This window comes from Noviherbaspirillum sp., from assembly GCF_035654295.1.
Taxonomy (GTDB): Bacteria; Pseudomonadota; Gammaproteobacteria; order Burkholderiales; family Burkholderiaceae_D; genus Noviherbaspirillum.
In genome coordinates this window covers 1-16,500 of sequence record NZ_DASRXF010000217.1, presented here as the reverse complement: position 1 = coordinate 16,500, position 16,500 = coordinate 1, and the positions used below count along the sequence as shown (strand labels likewise).

The window sequence follows — 16,500 nt, the reverse complement described above, 5'->3', positions numbered from 1 at the left end:
AACGCCAGCAGGCGTTCGTCATAGTCTCGGCTGCCGCGCGCCTTTTGCAAGGCGCCGTACTGCTCGGCCACCGCCTTGCGCCGCTGGAGCTGCGCGGCGACCGACTTCGCCCAGGGCCCGGCATCCAGTTTTTCCAGGCCGGAGAACGCCGCGTCCGTCTTGCCTTCGCGCCACGCCTGGTTGGCGGCCTGGTACTGCGCCAGCAGGTTCGCCGGCGGCAGCTGGTCGCCGGCGGCGAGCGCCTTGAAGCGGGCCTGGAACGGCGGCGTGGAAAAGCGTTCCTTCTCCATGCGCGCGGACAGGCGTGCAAGGTCGCGTTCACGCGAGGCATTGCCGATCTCGGTGTACAGCTGCAAGTCCTTGCGCAACGCATCCAGCCCGCCGATGCGCGGATACTTTTCCGCATACTCCTTCAGCACCGGCTCCAATGCGGCGGGCGTGTCGCGCTTCAGTTCGTCGGCGACCGTCGTCTTCAGGCGCTCGATGGCGGCCAGGTACACGGCCTCGTCGCTTTGCAGCTTGCGCACGTGGCTGAGCGCTTCGGCATAGGCTTCCTCGAATACCGGCACCGCCGCCGAGATGGTGGCAAACGCGCGCTGGTGCTTCTGCGTGCCGTCCTGCCACTGTTTCAGCAGGCTGCGGATACTGTCCTCGTCGTTGTACATGCGGATCGGCGCTTCCGGCCCGCCGCGGCCCATCACGAAGCGTTCGAGGCTCCCCATCCACTCCAGCTCGGCCAGCAGCGGCAGCGCGTGGTCGTTGTGGCGCGCGGCGTCCTTCATGCCGGCCAGCACGCGGGAGGCGCGGTCGAAATCGCGCGCCTTGATGGCCGCCACCCACTCCGGCAGCCTGGCCTTGAGCAGCGCCTCGCTGCCCAGCGCCTTCAGTTCGGCGCTGCCCGGGCTGAGCGCAAGGCGGCTGCTCGCCAGTTGCGAGGCTTCCGCGAATTCACCGTCGGCGATCAGCTCCTTCATCTTGCGTTCGGGCGCGCTCGTCAGGCGCATCACGACGGCGAAGGCTACCAGCATCAGTGTGACGATCCCGATGATGCGCACCGCGCGCCGCGACAGCGCCCGTTCGCCGCCGGCGAAGGCGCCGGCCAGTTCCGAAAAGAGGATGGCCGACTTGCTGCGCGGCTTGCGCTTGCCGGCCTCGCCGGAAACCTCATCCTTTTGCTTCGCCGCATCCTCGTTGACCTCGTCTTCCTGCGGCGGCGTGGATTCGACGCAGAAGATGTCGAGGAAGGAATCCGGCGCCGCGACGAAGGTGGTCTTGTCCGCATTGCCCGTGGTCGGCATCACGCTCTGCACCATGGTGCTCAGCTTGGTGACGGTGGGATCGACCTCGTGCTCTTCCTTATGCAGGCTGACCTTGTACACGAAGTGATGGCCGCCGAATGCAAGCGTGTCGCCATCGTTGAGCGGTACCGCGTGCTCGTCCAGCCGCTTGCCGCCGACGAAGGTGCCATTGGTGCTGCCCAGGTCTTCGACGAAGGCTTGCCCGCCCTTGAGGAAAATATGGGCGTGGCGGCGCGACAGGTAGTTCACCTGGTGCGGGAAGTCATCCTTGTAGCGGGCGAAGGCATCGTCGGCCTTGCTGATCAGGAAGGGAAAGCTGCTGATGACGATCGGCTGAAGGCCGAGGTCGTCGCGGTCGGGGTTGAGCACGACGGCAACCAGCCGCGCCGCCGGCATGATGGTGCGCTCCTTCGGCTTGCCCAGCCGCACCTTGTAGGTCAGCCGGCCGCCGAAGCAGAGTTCGTCGCCATTCTCCAGCTTGGTGATCTTCTGCTGCACGTCGATACCGTTGACCTTGGTGCCGTTCTTGCTGTCGAGGTCGGCGACGTAGACCGCGCCGTTTTCGGAAAAGATGCGCGCATGGCGCCGCGACAGGTCGGCAACGATCTTCGGCGGATAGTCGGAGAACGGCGGCTCCGTCCTCCCGATTGCGAAGAGGCTTTCGTCGATGCGGATCTCGCCCGCCTCGGGGTGCGACACCGGCATGAGCACGATGTCGTACTCCATGTCCACCGTCTGCATGCGGACGGTGGCAGCGTTGTCGTGTGCGATGCTGCGCCGGACGTTCATTGGCTGGCATTCCCCACGGTGACGGCCGGCCATCCGCCGCCCAGTGCCTTGTAGAGGGTGACGGTATCCGACAGGATCTGCTGATGGTTGGCCAGCAGCGCCAGTTCCGCCTGCAGCAGCGAGCGTTCGGTCTCGAACACTTCAAGCTGCGATACGACGCCCTCCTTGAGCTGGGCCTCGATCTGCGCCGCCACGGTGCGCAGGTTATCCACCTGCTGCTGCAGCTCGACGCGCTGCTTCTTGTGCGCGTCGAGGTTGACCAGCGCGTTTTCCACTTCCTCGAAGGCGGTGACCACCGTCTTGCGGTACTGCTCCTCGGCCACCTTGGTCTGTGCCTCGCTGGTCTTGACCCGTGCCTTGACGCTGGGGTCGAGGATAGGAATGCTGATGCTCGGCAGGAGGCCGAAGGTGAAGGATTTGAGCAGGTCGGTGAGCGCAAAACTCGACGAGCCGCCGCGCCCGGTGAGGCTGATCGAGGGCAGCTGCGCGAGCTTGGCCGCGCCGACCAGGTCGTAGGCCTGCAGTACCCGGTACTCCGCCGCCACGACATCGGGCCGCCGCTTGAGCAGGTCGGCCGGCAGTCCGGCGGGTACCGCCGGCGGATTGACCCGCTCGCGCAGGCTTCCCGGCGGCACCTTGAAATCGCCGGCCGGCACGCCGAGCAGCGTGGCCAGCGCATTGCCGGCAAGGTTGCGGGCGCGCTGCAGTTCCAGGAATTCGTTGGTGAGCCGGTTGACCTCGGCGCGCTGCTGCAGCACACGGGTGTTCGGCAGCAAGCCGTTCTTGAGCATCGCTTCGTAGATGCCCAAAATCTGCTTGCCCTTGTCCAGCGACTTTTGCTGCTGCGCCATCTGTTCGTCCAGTTGCAGGATCTGGAAGTAGGTGGTCGATACCGATGAGGCGAGCGTGAGGTAGCCCGCGCGCCAGTCCGCTTCCGAGGCTTCGTACGCGGCGCGCTGCGCCTGCACCCCCTTCTCCACCTTGCCCCAGATGTCGATGTCCCAGTTGACTTGCGTGCCGAGATTGAAGGTCTTGGCGAAGGGCTGGCCGGTGCTCTTCTCGAAGCTCGCGCCCGCTGCCGCCGAGAGCGAGGGCATGGCGCCGGCGCGCGCTTCGCCGACTTCGGCATTGGCCACCTGCACCCGCGCGGCGAGGATCTTCACGTCGAAGTTGCCCGCGACGGCGCGGTCGACCAGGCTGTCGAGATAAGGATCGCGGAATTCGCGCCACCAGTCGGGCGCGATGGTCTCGGCCGCCGACACCGGCTGCCCCTGCGACCAGGAGGCCTTGACCGGCGCGTCCGGCGTCTTGTACGGCGCCATGCTGACGTCGGCGCAGCCGCCGAGCATGGTGGCGCACAGGCCGCCGGCAAATGCCCGCCTCAAGCCCGGGGAATTGAAAGGAATGCGTCTGGTGTCCATGTCGTTTCCATCGTATTGGCGTCGTATTCAATGTCCCGCCTCAGGATTCCGCCCATACGCGGGCTTCAACGAATACCTTGAAGAGGCGCGGGTCGAGGTGGCCGGCGCGGCATTCCGAGCCGATCAGGTCAAGCGCCTGCTCCGCCGGCACCGCCTTCTTGTATGGGCGGTCACCGGCGGTGAGCGCGTCCCAGATGTCGCAGATGGTGAGAATGCGCGTCTGCACGCTGATCTGGTGCCCGCGCAATCCCATCGGATAGCCTGAGCCGTCCAGCTTCTCGTGGTGGCCGTGGGCGATGGTCGGCACGCTGGCCAGGTCGCGCGTCCAGGGAATCAGGATCAGGAAGGAGTAGGAGTCGGCCACGTGTGACTCGATCTCCTTGCGTTCTTCCGGCGTCAGGCAGCCCTTGGGCAGGCTGAGCGCGGAGAATTCGGATTCGTGCAGCAGCGGCGCGCTGCACCCGTCCAGTTCTTCAAAGCCGTAGCCGAGGACCTCCGACAGATCCGGCAGCATGCCGCCGTGGGAGATGGCCGGTTCGTTCGCTTCACGGATGGAAGCAAGGAAACGCTCGAGCCGGTCGTATTCGTCCTGCAGGGCCTCCTCCATCCGCCGTTTTTCCGCACGGAAGGCCGTCATCGTCATTTCCTCTGCGGCATGCCGCTCCACGAGCCCGCGGTAGGCCTGCCGCTCCAGACAGGCGCGCGCATACTTGAAGCGCTCCTCCAGCATGCGCAGCTCGAAGTGGTGCAGCTTCTTCTGCTTGCGCAGCACGTGCTCGCGCACGCCGACCTTGCCGAAATCGTGCAGCAGCGCGGCGTAGCGTATTTCACGCAACTGGTCGTGGGTGAATCCGATGTTGCGCAGGTCGGGGCCGTCGGCGCGGTCCACCGCCTTGGCCAGCGCCTCGGCGTAGCCGGCCACGCGGAAGGAATGTCCGGCGGTGACCGGATCGCGTTCTTCGATCGCCTGCACCGAGGCGCGCACGAAGCCGTCCAGCAGGCGCTCGATATCCGAATACAGCTGGAAGTTCTTCAGCGTCACCGCCGCCTCGGCGCATACGCCGGTCAGCATTTCCAGGTCCTGCTCCTTGAAGGCATAGGGATCGGTCGAGGTATCGACCTGGATCAGTCCCAGGCATTCGCCTTCCAGCACCAGCGGCACGCACATCACGCTGCGGATGGCCTGCGCGAGGATGGATTCCTGCGCGCCAAGATGGCGGTCGGCCAGGGTATCGACTGAGAGGATGGATTGCTTGCGGTTGAGCACCTCTTCGATGATGGTGCGCGACATCTTCACCTTCTGCGGATCCTCGATCCGGCCGTCGCGCCGCTTCGCCGCCACCGGCACCGGCTGTTCGCCTTCGGCCTTGCGCAGCAGAATGAACGCGCGCTCCGCCATCGGGAACAGTTCGAAGATGAAGTTCATGATCTTTTCGATCAGCGTTTCCTGATCGGTCACGGCGCCCAGCGCGATGCCGACCTGCGCCATCGCATGCAGCTTCTGCATCGTCTGCTGCACATCGCCGTGCGCCGCGCCGCCGCCGGGCTCCATGATCCGGGTCAGCTCCGAGGCATCGACCACGCGGGTGATGATGGTCGGCATGCTGTCGCGCGCCGGCACCACGAGGGAATGGAACACCATCTGCGCATTGGAGACCGTCACCTCGTCGCCGTCCTTGAGCGCATGCCATGCGCCGGGCTTGAGCTTGGCGCCGTCGACGAAGGTGCCGTTGAAGGAATGCAGGTCTTCAATGAAGTAGGTGTCGCCGCGCCGGCGGATGCGGGCATGCCGGCGGCTGACCGTGTGCTCGGGGATGCACAGGAATTTGTCGGTGGCGAGCGAGTCCTGCGGATCGCGGCCGATCACCACCTCGTCGTGGATCGGAAACACGGTGGGCCGCACCGACCCGTCGCCGGTGACCTCGATGTAGGCCGTCACCGCGCCAGCGGATACCGCCGCGGCCGCATGGTTGTTCATCTCGCCTCCATTCGCCGGCGTCGCGCGCCTCGGCTATGCAACTGCCCGACCGGACTTGCCGCGGGAGGGGCCTACTTGGCCGCTTACTTGACCGTAATGGTGATCTTCTTGGATACGATCGGCGGGTTGTGGGGGACGTGCTTGTCGTCGCCCATCAGCAATTGCAAGGTATGTTTCCCCGGCGGCAGTTCGATCATGGTTTCGGTTTCGCCCGCACCGAAGTGCAGGTGGTTCCTGTCCGAGGGAATTTCCTTGTCGGCCGGCGGCAAGGGAACATCGATCAGCAGGTGGTGGTGTCCGGTATTGGGCAGCTTCACGTCCTTCGGCGCCACGCCCATGTCGCGCAGGCCGAACCAGACACGGAACGGTTTGCCGGCGGCGACCACTTCGCCATTGTTCGGCCAGCCGATGTAGAGGTAGGCATGCGGTGCGGCCGGCGTATCGCCGGCGAAGGCTGCCGTCCAGGAGAAGAGTAAGAATGCCGCTGCCGCGCATGCCCTGGCCATGATGCGTACCCCCGAATCCGTTTTCATTCGCACAAGCATCGTCGCCCCCTTGTCTTCATTTCACCGTGATCGTGATCTTCTTCGACATCACGGGCGGATCGTGCGGGACGTGGTTGTGGTCCGCCAAGAGCAACTGCAGCGTGTGCTTGCCAGGCGGCAGTTCAATGCGTGCCTCGGTCTCGCCGGCACCGAAATGCAGGTGGTTGCGGTCGGACGGGATTTCCTTGTCCATCGGCGGCAGCTCGGTGTCGATGAGTACGTGGTGGTGGCCGGTATTCTTGCGCTCGACCCCCTTGGGCGCAACGCCCATGTTGCGCAGGCCCATGCGGAGCCAGAACTTGCCGCCGCTGACCACCGTGCCATTCTGCGGCCAGATGATATACACCGCGGCATTCTCGGGTGCGGGCGAGCGTTGCGCATGTGCGGCGGTCATGCCCAGACATGCAGTCGCAAAGATTGTGACGAGAGCGATTCTAGGCATGCGCTGTGTCCTCCAGCAGGAATATCCGCCACTGCGCCGGGCCGATGCATTGCAGAATGCTGCATGGCAGGGCAACAGGCCCGATCCTCAACCGCTCGCGGATTCGTCCACCGGCAGAAAATAGCGGTTGCTCTCATTTTCGGAGAAGTTGTGGGCCGTCGTTTGTGCTTGCGCAAACCGCTTCGACTATTGGATATCGATGATATGCAGGAGGAACGAACCCGCGCCTGCCCGTGATGAAACTCCATGACGAAGGTCTTGCTGTGTGGCCAAACATCTTGATCGCACTTTCGCTCGGCGTCACCGCCGCCCATCATGCGGCCGCTGCTGACCGGCGCATGGATCTCATCGAGAACGGCGTTGCCGCCATCCTGCCCAAGGACAGTGCCGAGCAATACGAGCTGGCCTTCTGGGAATCGATCAAGGACAGCAACCACATCGGCGATTACGAAGCCTATCTGCAGGCTTACCCCAAGGGGCGCTTCGCGGCGCTGGCGAAGGCCCGCATCGAACGCCTGCGTGCCGCAGCGAAACCGGAGCCCGCACCGGAGCCGCCGGTAGCGAAACCGCCGCCGGAAAAGACGCGCCCGGCGCCGCCGCCGAAAGCCGAACAAGAGCGCAAACGCCCGCCCCCGGTCGCCAAGGAACCGCCCGCGCCGAAGGAAGAGCCGCCGGTCGCCGCGCCTGCGGAACCGGTCCCCGACAAGCCGCCGCCGAAAGCAGCCAGCGGCGAAGTGCGAGACTGCCCGACGTGTCCGGTGCTCGTCTCGCTTCCGTCCGGCGCATTCACGATGGGCGCCAACAGTGGTGATCCGACGGAAAGGCCGGCGCACCGCGTATCGATCGGCACGCCCTTTGCGATCGGCAAATACGAAGTCACGGTTGACCAGTGGAATGCCTGCGCCGAAGGCGGCGGCTGTCCTCGCCTCACCAGCAAGAATCCCGGCAATACGCCCGTGCGCGACGTGAGCTGGGAGGATGCGCAGGCGTATGTGAAATGGCTGTCCGCTTCCACCGGCAAGTCCTACCGCCTGCCCAGCGAAGCGGAATGGGAATACGCCGCGCGCGGCGGTACTTCCGGCCGCTTCTGGTGGGGTGAACAGATGCGCCCCGGTAATGCCAACTGCAAGGATTGCGGCGATCCGTGGAGCGCGGACGGTCCGGCCAAGGTCGGCTCCTTCGCACCCAATCCCTATGGCCTGCATGACGTCAACGGCAGCGTGTGGGAGTGGGTCGCGGATTGCTGGCACAACTCGTACAAGGGCGCGCCGGGCGACGGCCGCGCCTGGGATGCGCCGGGCTGCAGGGAACGCGTGATACGCGGCGGCTCGTGGCGGGACGGCGCGAGCTACATGCCCTCCTCCACGCGCTTCAAGTATGGCGCCAGCGTGCGCCACTCGCAGAACGGCTTCCGCGTGGCACGCGACATGAAATAATCAAGGCTTGCGCGCGCGGGTCGTCACCTGCAGAAAATCGACCAGCACCTTGTCGCGCCCATGCTTGGCGACGAGCTGTTTCAGCTGTTTTTCCATCGCCTGCACGTAATCGGCGGCAGGCTCTCCCTCGGGCCGGGGCTGGTCGAACAGCGGCGCAGGCGCGGTGATGATAACGATGAGGTCGGTGCCGAAGGGCTTGGCCACGATCCAGTTGCCCGGGTTGCCCACGGTCGCGGAGTAATTGGGCGGCGCCTGGTTGGCGCGCACGCGCGGGCTGGGCACCATGTGCAGCACGCTGCCGTCGAACGAGAAGTAGTCGACGTAGACATGGGAATCGTAGCCGGGGGTGGTGATCTCGAGAATCACGGACTCGCCCTCGACCAGTTCATTGCGCGCCGGCTTGGTTTTCACCGACACCTTCGCGCCGCTCGTCTGGTTGGCCGCCCAGTACGGGGCGAGCAGGCCGAGCGCGCCGCATTTTTCATCCCCCACCTGGCGCACGTCGAGGTTCAATGTCTGCACGCCCGGTATCGCGGCGAGCGTCTCCTTGGCGGCGGCAAGGCCATTCTGCGGCAGATAGCCGCGCACCTCGAGCGTGTTTTCCTTGGTGGACGCCAGCAGCGCCGAACACGGGATCCGCGCCAGGACGGGCGTCACCGCTTGCATCGTGAGCGGCGGCACGACCGGCGTGGGCGGCGTAGTCGCAAGGGCGGGCGGCTCCCGCTGTTCCTGCTGCGCCTGACTTTCCCGCTGCTCCCGCTGCTCCCGCTGCTCCTCCGCCTGCGGGGCAGGCTCTCCGGCGGCTTTCTCATCTCCGCGCTGGAAGAAATTGAGCGTCAGTGTCAGCAGCAAGGCGGCAGCGAACACCGCGCCGCCCAGCACGGCGAACGGCGGCAGCTTGCGCGCGCCGCGGCTCATTTCCTTGTAGAAGAGATCGACGCTGGGTGTGCGCGCTTCGCGTTCGAAGGCGAGCGCGTGCCGCAGCGCCTTCCACGGGCCGTTGCCCAGGTTCGCCGGGCGCTGCGGCTTGAGGCCGGAATTGCGTGCCTGCGTCGCCGGCACCCGGTCGAAGGGGTGGCGGCCGGTCAGCAATTCGTACGCGATGCACCCGAGCGCATAGACGTCGTCGCGCGGATCCGGCTCGCGGTTCTCCAGCATTTCGGGACTGGCATACGCAGGCGTCATCGCCCCCAGGCTGCCCGGATCGAACACGGTGGCCTCGACCACTTCCTCCGGCTTGTGGAAGACGCGGGCGATGCCGAAATCGATCACCTTCACTTCGCCATTGTCGGTGAGGAAGATATTGGCGGGCTTGAGGTCGCAGTGCACGAAGCCGCGCCCGTGCGCATAGGAAAGCGCCTTGGTCACGCCCTCCACGATGCGCATCGCTTCCGCATACGGAATCCCGCCGAAGCCCGGCGCGCGCAGCATCCTGCTCAGCGGACCGCCGGTGAGGTATTCCATCGTCAAGTAGACCATCGCACCGTCGCGGTCGAAATCGTAGACGCGCACGATATTCGGATGCGCCAGCGCCTGCGCCTTCTTCGCCTCGCGCTGCAAGGCAATCAGCGATTTCGGATGACCGCGGAACTGGACGTTCAGCACCTTGATGGCAATGTAGGGATTGCGGTCGGACGCCTCCAGCTTGCGCAGGTCCAGCGCCTTGTACACCGTCCCCATGCCACCGAAGCCGACGCACTCCTCCAGCACGAAGCGGCCGTTGAGCGTATCGCCGACGCCCTTGATGCGTTCCAGTCCGTCGATCATTTCCGCGGTGTATCGCGTCTCCCTGCCCGACGTGTACGGCGGCATGGTGCTGCGCGCGGAGTTGGTCCGCACGCGGGTTTCGTTACCGTTCATGCCGCGCGTGGCCTCGACGACGCGCTCGACACGGCGCTGCAGTTCAGCGTACACATCGGGAGGAAGATGTCCCCTGGTATTCTCGTCGTCGAGGATTTCCAGCAACTTGGTTGAATCGACGCTGTCCACCGCCAGCGCGCGGTCGACCTGCGCAAAAAATTCACCGTGCGAAACACCGCCGCCTTGGAAATTGCGGATCGCGTGCGCGAGGCTAGCCATAGGTTTGGTGGGGGACATGAGGAACCAGAAAGTTATACTGCGCGCCCGCCGGTTTGTCGTTTTAATATAGTACAAACTGATCGCGTTGCCCCCGCGCGAGCGTTGCGAAGCCGTCAGGTGCGCAACACGATTTTTCCGGGCTAGGCTGGTTGTCGGTAAATCGGCGAGGCCTTCAATTCAGCAACGTTCCATACTGCGTCCTCTATGAACAAAAAAAGCCCTGGATACCCAAGGGTTCCAGGGCTTTTGAGGAACAGCGAATGCAGGATCAGCTACCGAGCCATGCTTGCTTGAGCGAATTGTCGGCCGGCTTCTCACCCAGCCAGATGCGCAGGAAGGCGTTGTAGAAAGCGATGTCCGGCAGCACTTCGCCGACGCGCTTGTCGTTCACCAGGACATGCATGCCCTGGGCGGGAATCCAGTCGATGGTGATGGTATCGCCCTTGCCCAGCTTGGAGATGGAAGCGAAGATCTCGCCCATCTTCATCGTCTGGTTCACGAACTTGGCCTTTTCCACCTTGTCGGAGTTGGCGTTCAGGCCGTCCATGAAGGCCTGGCCCAGCTCTTCATTGTTGACGTCGCGCAGCAGCACCAGGCGGACGCGGCGCGGACCGTTGAGCGCCATGATTTCCGGCACGGTCTTCTTCTTCTCGGTCAGGTAGAGGCCGGCGGCATACACCTTGAACACGGCCCAGCTGCGCACCCCTGCGCCGTTCAGCTTCAGCTCCTGGCCCGCGACCTTGGTGGCGTCGTCCATCTTGATACCGCCCACCTCCGCCGCTTGCGCGTCGAGTCCCAGTCCCATGGCAAGGCTGGCCACGGCGACCAAACTCTTGAAGCTCTTGTACGATTTCATATTCTCTCCGGTTGCAACAAAAAACGAATCAAAACTCTTCCCAGCCGTCGTTGGCAGTGACGGCGGGCGCCGCCTTGCGGGCGGGCTTGATGGAAACTTTTGGCTTCAACGGCAGGGGAACGACCATCGACGATTTCGACGGTTTCGACGGTTCCGACTCGGGCGCCGCTTGTGCCGGCGCCGGCATGCTGTTGTTGAGCTTGAACACGCTGACCAGCTGGGACAGCGTGGACGCCTGGTTCTGCATCGATTCGGCGGAGGCCGCCGCTTCTTCCACCAGCGCCGCGTTCTGCTGCGTCACGCCGTCCATCTGGACGATCATGTGGTTGAGCTGTTCGATGCTGCTGCTCTGTTCCTGGTTGGCGGCGGTGATCTCGGACATGATGCCAGTCACGCGCTTGACGCTGGCCACCACCTCGTTCATGGTGCTGCCCGCCTGATCGACCAGCCTTGCGCCGGCGTCCACCTTTTCGACGGAGTCGCCGATGAGCTGCTTGATTTCCTTGGCCGCGCTGGCCGAGCGCTGCGCCAGGCTGCGCACTTCGGAGGCCACGACAGCAAAGCCCTTGCCCTGCTCGCCGGCACGCGCCGCTTCGACCGCCGCGTTGAGCGCCAGGATGTTGGTCTGGAAGGCGATGCCGTCGATGACGCCGATGATGTCGACGATCTTGCGCGAAGATTCGTTGATCGAGCCCATGGTCTGCACGACCTGTGACACCACCGTGCCGCCCTTCTCCGCGATCTGCGATGCGGTCGCCGCGAGATCGTTCGCCTCGCGGGCATTCTCGGCATTCTCGCGCACGGTCTGGGTCAGTTGGCCCATCGAGGAGGCGGTTTCCTGCAGCGACGCCGCCTGCTCCTGCGTGTGATGGGACAGGTCCATGTTGCCGCTGGCAATCTCGCGCGAAGCGGACGCGATCGTCTCGGTGCCCTGACGTACTTCGCCAACCAGCTTGGACAGGCTGTCGTTCATGTGCTGCAGCGCCTTCATCAGTTCGCCGGTTTCGTCCTGCGTCGTGACCTTGACCTCGCTCGTCAGGTCGCCGTCGGCCACGCGCTTGGCCACCTTCACCGCCTCGTTCAGCGGGCGGGTGATGCGGCGGGTGGTGAGGAAGCCGACCAGGATGCTCAGCGCGGCGGCGCCGGCGGCCAGCGCCAGGATGAAGAGCGCGGTCTTCTGGGCGGCGGCGGTGGAATCGGCGCCGGCCTGCGCCATTTCGCCGTCCTGGTGCTTGATGAAGGAGTCGAGCTGCTCGATGTACTTCCCTTGCAGCGGGCGCACCGAGAACATCAGCTTGACCATCGCCTCATCCTTCTTGTCCTCGTTGATGAGCGCGACGAACTTGTTCTGCGCGGGCAGGAACTTGTCGCGCAGCTCGCCGATTGCCTTGACCTGCTCCCGGCCCTTGTCGTCGGTGATGATGGTGCCGAGGCTGGCGATCGAGACGTCGATGCCCTTGTTGCGTTCCTCGATGTTGGCCAGCTCCTTCCTGATCTGGCCGGCATCCTGCATGATCAGCACGTTGAGCATGCTGCGGATGCTTTCGTCGAGGTCGGATTTGATCTTGTTGGCGATGACCGTCTTCGGGTAACGGTCGTTCACCATGTGGTTGATTTCGTCGGTGAGGCTGGAAATGCGCAGGTAGGACAGGCTTGCAAGAAGAATCAGAAGCGTGGTGACAACGCCGAAACCCAAGGCCAGGCGCTGGCCGATCCGCAAGCGGTTCAAATTCATTATGTGTGCCCCCGTTATAAGCCTGCTGTTTTGAGTGGCGGTTACCTTTACAGCGACCCGCTAGTCTATTTCTCCTGAAGACTATTCGGCGCTTTATTGCAGCATGGCAACCCCTGAGTGATGATAACTTGATCTGGAAAAACTTTCTTCGGGGAGATTAGAAGCACTGCTCTAGCGCACCCGGCGGCATTGTTGCGCTTGATCATGACCCTGTGTGCGCTGCACCACCTACTATCTGTTGACATGAGACAAAATGCGTCGCATGTCCGCAACGCCGGATACACCCGCCGCGATTTTGCCTTTGGCCGCCAAAAATGCGGCCTATACTGTACATATATACAGAGTCGCCGAGGTGTAGCATGAAACCGGAAGTTTCAAAACTTGCTGCGGCCGAGAACCGCCTTCGCGAAGAAATCCTGACGATCGTCCGGCGCAGGGTGCCGCGTGGCACGCGCCTGAGCTGGCGCATGATGTTCGAGATCGAGGACGAGGCAGTCTCGAAGCTGCAACAGGACGACGATCTGGATATCCATTACATCAACATGATGGTGTCGCCCTCGGCGCAGCGTTTTCCGAGCACCGAAAAGCCGGCCGCGCTTGCCGAGGTCTATCCGACGCACACCGCCCTGCGCATGATCCAGGAAGCGCACCAGCTCGGCCACTGAGCCGCGGCGGCTTGCCGGAACTTCAACCCGGCGCTGCGATTCAGACGGTCATCCGACCGCCTGGAGACCGCCTGTGAAGAACCGCAGCCTTCCGCCCTACGCCGTCCGTCACTCGACCATCCACGGTAACGGTGTCTTCGCCCGCCGCCGGATTGCCGCCGGCGACCGCATCATCGAGTACAAGGGCGAACGCATCACATGGCCGGAAGCGCAGCGGCGTGCAGAGGCAAAAGGCGGCCCGCTCAACCACACCTTCTTCTTCACCCTCGCCGACGGGCGCGTGATCGACGGCGGTGCACGCGGCAATGACGCCCGTTTCATCAACCACTCCTGCGAACCGAATTGCGAAGCGCTCGAGCATCCGGACGGCAGCGTCCACATCTATGCCTTGATGGACATCGCGCGCGGAGATGAGCTCAGCTACAACTACGCGCTGATCTACGAAGGACGGCACACGGCGGCCGTCAGGCGCGCCTTCGCCTGCCGCTGCGGCGCGCCGGGTTGCACAGGCATCATGCTTGCGCCAAAGACTCGCGCGGCGCGCGGCTGACGTCGGGCCGGCGCCAACACCGCTTCCGTTGTGTTGGGTGCACCCCGCCAGCGAACGGCCCCGCCGGCTTGCGCAAAGCATTGCCCGCCTGACCACAGGCCCCTTCTTTTCTCTTTATTTTCATGGACTTACACGCACAACCCGACCTCAGGCAGCCGGCTGGCACACTCCTCGCAATAGGGTAGTCGAACGCAACGAAAACGCGCTTCACACCAAACCCAACCAACTCCAGGAGATACCACCATGACCACTCTGCTCATCAAAGACCTCGCCGCTGCCACCGAACTCGACCGTGCCGGTATGGCTTCCGTCACCGGCGGCTGCGCCTACTACAAGCAGCCTTCCTGCTGGACCCCGTCCTACACGCCCAGCTACGGCATGCCGGCAGCCAAGTACCAACCGACTTCGTTCGACTTCAACGCCTCGCAATCCATCGGCCAGTCGCAGAACGTCATGAACAACAACGGCAACAACGTCGCGTTCGCCCACGGCATCACATCCACCGTGAACCCGACCCAGTCCGCCAACAACAACATCAACTTCTGATACGAGAGGAGAAACAAAATGGCAAGCCTCATGATCAAGGACCTGTCCGTCACCACCGAACTCGGCCAGCAAGCAATGGCTTCCGTCCGCGGCGGCTACAACAAGGAACTCAAGGGCGCGATGTCCCTGTCTTCCCTGGGTGTGGAAATGCCCAAGCCCGCGGCACCGTCGCACACCTATGCATTCGACGCCTCGCAGCTGATCGGCCAGTCGCAGAACGTGCTGAACAACAACGGCAACAACGCGGCTTTCGTGTGCGGCATCACGTCGACCGTGAACCCGACGCAGACCGCCAACAACAACATCAACTTCTAACCCGATACCAAGGAGAACTCGCATGTCCCAACTCATGATCCATGACCTGCCGCGCAGCGATGCACTCGACCGGCAAGCGATGGCCAAAGTACGCGGCGGCAATTCCTGGCTCAAGGGCCTGGGCCCGCTCGCCAACGTGAATGTCGGCGTCAACCAGAACATTGCGCAGATGCAGAACGTCGAGGTCAACGCGCTCAACAACGTCGGCGTCATCGGCGCAGGTTTCGTAGCGCCCAGCCTCAACGTGAGCCCGTCGCAATGGGCATATGCCGACGCCTATTTCTGATCGCGGCAAGGCAGCAGGCGAAAGCCCGCCGGGAATTCTCCCGGCGGGCTTTTGCCGCTGCTTTTGCCGCCGCTTTTGCCGCATTGCTGCGCGCAATCAAGCTGCACCCGCCCGCACAGGGCATAGTGATTTTTGAAGGAGAACGTCATGGCCACCATCGTCATCAAGGACCTCACGGAAAGCATCGACCTCGATCGTCAGGCAATGACATCGATCATCGGCGGCGCCCGCACGCGCGGCCGCTTCATTCCGCGGCGCGCCCCGGCGAGCACCACGCGCATCGTGAATTACCCGCGCGGCTTCGCCGGCAACCTGCCGCCGATCATGGGCGGCCCATCCGTCATCCGCCGTCCGCAGAAGGAGGACACGGAGGAAGAGGCGTAAGCGGAGCCTTTGCCGGGGGCGCCATGGTTTAATGGGCGGACATTCGCGAGTCCGTCCCATGCATCTGATCGAGCGCCCCCTGTTCACAAGCGACCTGCTGACGATCCGTCATGCGGTCGCACGCCCTTCCGAAGCCGAGCTCAGCGAACTCGCATGGGCAGGCGCCGACTTGCTGCTGTTGCCCGTCGACGGGGTCTTTGCCCTTCACGACGCCCCGAAGCAACATTTCATCGCCAACGCGAACCACGGGCTCTTCCTCGCCCTGGGGCAACCCTACCGCATGAGCTTCCCCGGCCGCATCGGCGACGAATGCCTCGTGCTCCACTTTTCCGCGCCGGCCTTGTCCGGGATGCTCGCCGAGGCAGCCGGCGCCGACACGCTGCGCTCGCCGCGCCTGCGCCCGCACTGCCTGCTCCCCCCGCCCGCCATGCTCGAACGGAGCATGTTGCAACGCGCACTCATGCGGGATGAACGCGACGCGCTGGAGATCGAAGAGCTGTGCGTGACGCTGATGGATGCTTCACTGCGCACAGCGTCCCGATGCGCCGCCACGCCGGGCACCCGCACGCCGACCAGAGAACGCCGCCGCCGTCAGGTCGAGGCGGTAAAGGAAGCGATCTCACTGCGCCCCGCGCAGGAATGGACGTTGGACGCCCTCGCCCGCCACGCCCACACGACGCCGTACCACCTCGCGCGCATCTTCCGTGAAGAGGTCGGCATCCCGGTGCACCGCTACCTCGTCCGCACGCGCCTCGCCCGGGCCCTCTCGGCCATTGAATCGACCGGAGGCGGTCTGACCGCCATCGCGCTCGATACCGGCTTTACCAGCCACAGCCACCTCACCGCCAGCTTCCGTGCACACTTTGGTACCACACCCGCTGCGTTGCGGCGCCGGCTCGAGGTCCGCTGACCGAGCAAGTTCCTGATAGCCGCCTTTCGCGCGGCTTTCTACCATGGGGGCGTTCATTGTTTCCGGACAAGCACATGGCACGTCACCCTCCCGCAATCCGCCTCGCCCTTCTCATCACGATGCTGGTGCTGTTCCCCTTCATCGCCGCGCCCTTCGGCAACAGTTGGGTACGCATGGCGGACATGGCGCTGCTCTACATCCTGCTGGCGCTCGGCCTGAATATCGTGGTCGGCTTCGCCGGCCTGCTCGACCTCGGCTATATCGC

At 64.2% G+C, this 16,500-nt stretch carries 17 protein-coding genes and 1 pseudogene; 9 read left to right on the top strand and 9 right to left on the bottom strand.

Translation table 11 applies throughout. The features are described from left to right. The 5 genes from VFF99_RS20415 to VFF99_RS20395 all read right to left on the bottom strand — a co-directional run. The coding region (locus VFF99_RS20415) for an FHA domain-containing protein (protein ID WP_325020763.1) at positions 1-2,087 on the bottom strand (2,087 nt) is incomplete at its 3' end. Then, positions 2,084-3,436, bottom strand: coding sequence for an efflux transporter outer membrane subunit (locus VFF99_RS20410; RefSeq protein ID WP_325020765.1), 1,353 nt, complete (start codon positions 3,434-3,436; stop codon positions 2,084-2,086). The genes VFF99_RS20415 and VFF99_RS20410, both read right to left, overlap by 4 nt. A 112-nt stretch (positions 3,437-3,548) precedes the next feature. After that, positions 3,549-5,486 (bottom strand): HD domain-containing phosphohydrolase, encoded by a 1,938-nt coding sequence (locus VFF99_RS20405; protein WP_325020762.1) that lies wholly within the window; start codon positions 5,484-5,486, stop codon positions 3,549-3,551. A gap of 83 nt (positions 5,487-5,569) precedes the next feature. Continuing rightward, complete coding sequence (locus tag VFF99_RS20400) at positions 5,570-5,992, bottom strand: DUF4399 domain-containing protein (RefSeq protein WP_325020764.1); 423 nt, start codon at positions 5,990-5,992, stop codon at positions 5,570-5,572. A 55-nt stretch (positions 5,993-6,047) separates the two neighbouring features. After that, complete coding sequence (locus tag VFF99_RS20395) at positions 6,048-6,425, bottom strand: DUF4399 domain-containing protein (RefSeq protein ID WP_325020761.1); 378 nt, start codon at positions 6,423-6,425, stop codon at positions 6,048-6,050. 284 nt (positions 6,426-6,709) lie between these two features. Between VFF99_RS20395 and VFF99_RS20390 the strand changes: the two genes are divergently transcribed. Continuing rightward, a complete protein-coding gene (locus tag VFF99_RS20390) occupies positions 6,710-7,909 on the top strand; it encodes a formylglycine-generating enzyme family protein (RefSeq protein ID WP_414691563.1) in 1,200 nt (399 codons plus the stop codon). Here VFF99_RS20390 and VFF99_RS20385 read toward each other — a convergent pair whose 3' ends face one another. The 3 genes from VFF99_RS20385 to VFF99_RS20375 form a co-directional block, all read right to left on the bottom strand. Continuing rightward, positions 7,910-9,988, bottom strand: coding sequence for a serine/threonine-protein kinase (locus VFF99_RS20385; protein WP_325020759.1), 2,079 nt, complete (start codon positions 9,986-9,988; stop codon positions 7,910-7,912). A 268-nt stretch (positions 9,989-10,256) separates the two neighbouring features. Beyond that, on the bottom strand, positions 10,257-10,844 hold the full coding sequence (locus VFF99_RS20380) for a chalcone isomerase family protein (RefSeq protein ID WP_325020758.1): 588 nt from the start codon (positions 10,842-10,844) through the stop codon (positions 10,257-10,259). Between the two features lie 28 nt (positions 10,845-10,872). Next, the gene (locus VFF99_RS20375; RefSeq protein ID WP_325020757.1) at positions 10,873-12,579 is read right to left on the bottom strand and encodes a methyl-accepting chemotaxis protein; all 1,707 of its coding nucleotides are present in this window, start codon (positions 12,577-12,579) and stop codon (positions 10,873-10,875) included. Positions 12,580-12,938: 359 nt separating this feature from the next. Here VFF99_RS20375 and VFF99_RS20370 point away from each other — a divergent pair, with 359 nt between their 5' ends. From VFF99_RS20370 to VFF99_RS20350, 5 genes are all read left to right on the top strand, one after another. Then, complete coding sequence (locus VFF99_RS20370; protein ID WP_325020756.1) at positions 12,939-13,244, top strand: hypothetical protein; 306 nt, start codon at positions 12,939-12,941, stop codon at positions 13,242-13,244. A 73-nt stretch (positions 13,245-13,317) separates the two neighbouring features. Continuing rightward, positions 13,318-13,794, top strand: coding sequence for an SET domain-containing protein (locus VFF99_RS20365; protein WP_325020755.1), 477 nt, complete (start codon positions 13,318-13,320; stop codon positions 13,792-13,794). A 243-nt stretch (positions 13,795-14,037) separates the two neighbouring features. Next, on the top strand, positions 14,038-14,340 hold the full coding sequence (locus tag VFF99_RS20360; RefSeq protein WP_325020754.1) for a hypothetical protein: 303 nt from the start codon (positions 14,038-14,040) through the stop codon (positions 14,338-14,340). 18 nt (positions 14,341-14,358) lie between these two features. After that, positions 14,359-14,655, top strand: a complete 297-nt coding sequence (locus VFF99_RS20355) for a hypothetical protein (protein ID WP_325020753.1) — start codon at positions 14,359-14,361, stop codon at positions 14,653-14,655. Between the two features lie 22 nt (positions 14,656-14,677). Beyond that, on the top strand, positions 14,678-14,941 hold the full coding sequence (locus VFF99_RS20350; protein ID WP_325020752.1) for a hypothetical protein: 264 nt from the start codon (positions 14,678-14,680) through the stop codon (positions 14,939-14,941). On the opposite strand, the gene VFF99_RS20345 is transcribed toward VFF99_RS20350, so the two are convergent. Beyond that, positions 14,932-15,090: a hypothetical protein gene (locus VFF99_RS20345; RefSeq protein ID WP_325020751.1), complete on the bottom strand. Its 159-nt coding sequence runs from the start codon at positions 15,088-15,090 to the stop codon at positions 14,932-14,934. The genes VFF99_RS20350 and VFF99_RS20345 overlap by 10 nt on opposite strands. Between VFF99_RS20345 and VFF99_RS20340 the strand changes: the two genes are divergently transcribed. The 3 genes and pseudogenes from VFF99_RS20340 to VFF99_RS20330 form a co-directional block, all read left to right on the top strand. Next, the gene (locus VFF99_RS20340) at positions 15,089-15,325 is read left to right on the top strand and encodes a hypothetical protein (protein WP_325020750.1); all 237 of its coding nucleotides are present in this window, start codon (positions 15,089-15,091) and stop codon (positions 15,323-15,325) included. The two genes, VFF99_RS20345 and VFF99_RS20340, sit on opposite strands and share 2 nt — an antisense overlap. Positions 15,326-15,383: 58 nt before the next feature. Then, positions 15,384-16,235 (top strand): helix-turn-helix transcriptional regulator, encoded by an 852-nt coding sequence (locus VFF99_RS20335; protein ID WP_325020749.1) that lies wholly within the window; start codon positions 15,384-15,386, stop codon positions 16,233-16,235. Positions 16,236-16,309: 74 nt separating this feature from the next. Further along, a pseudogene (locus tag VFF99_RS20330) lies at positions 16,310-16,500 on the top strand (ABC transporter ATP-binding protein); the annotation flags it as partial.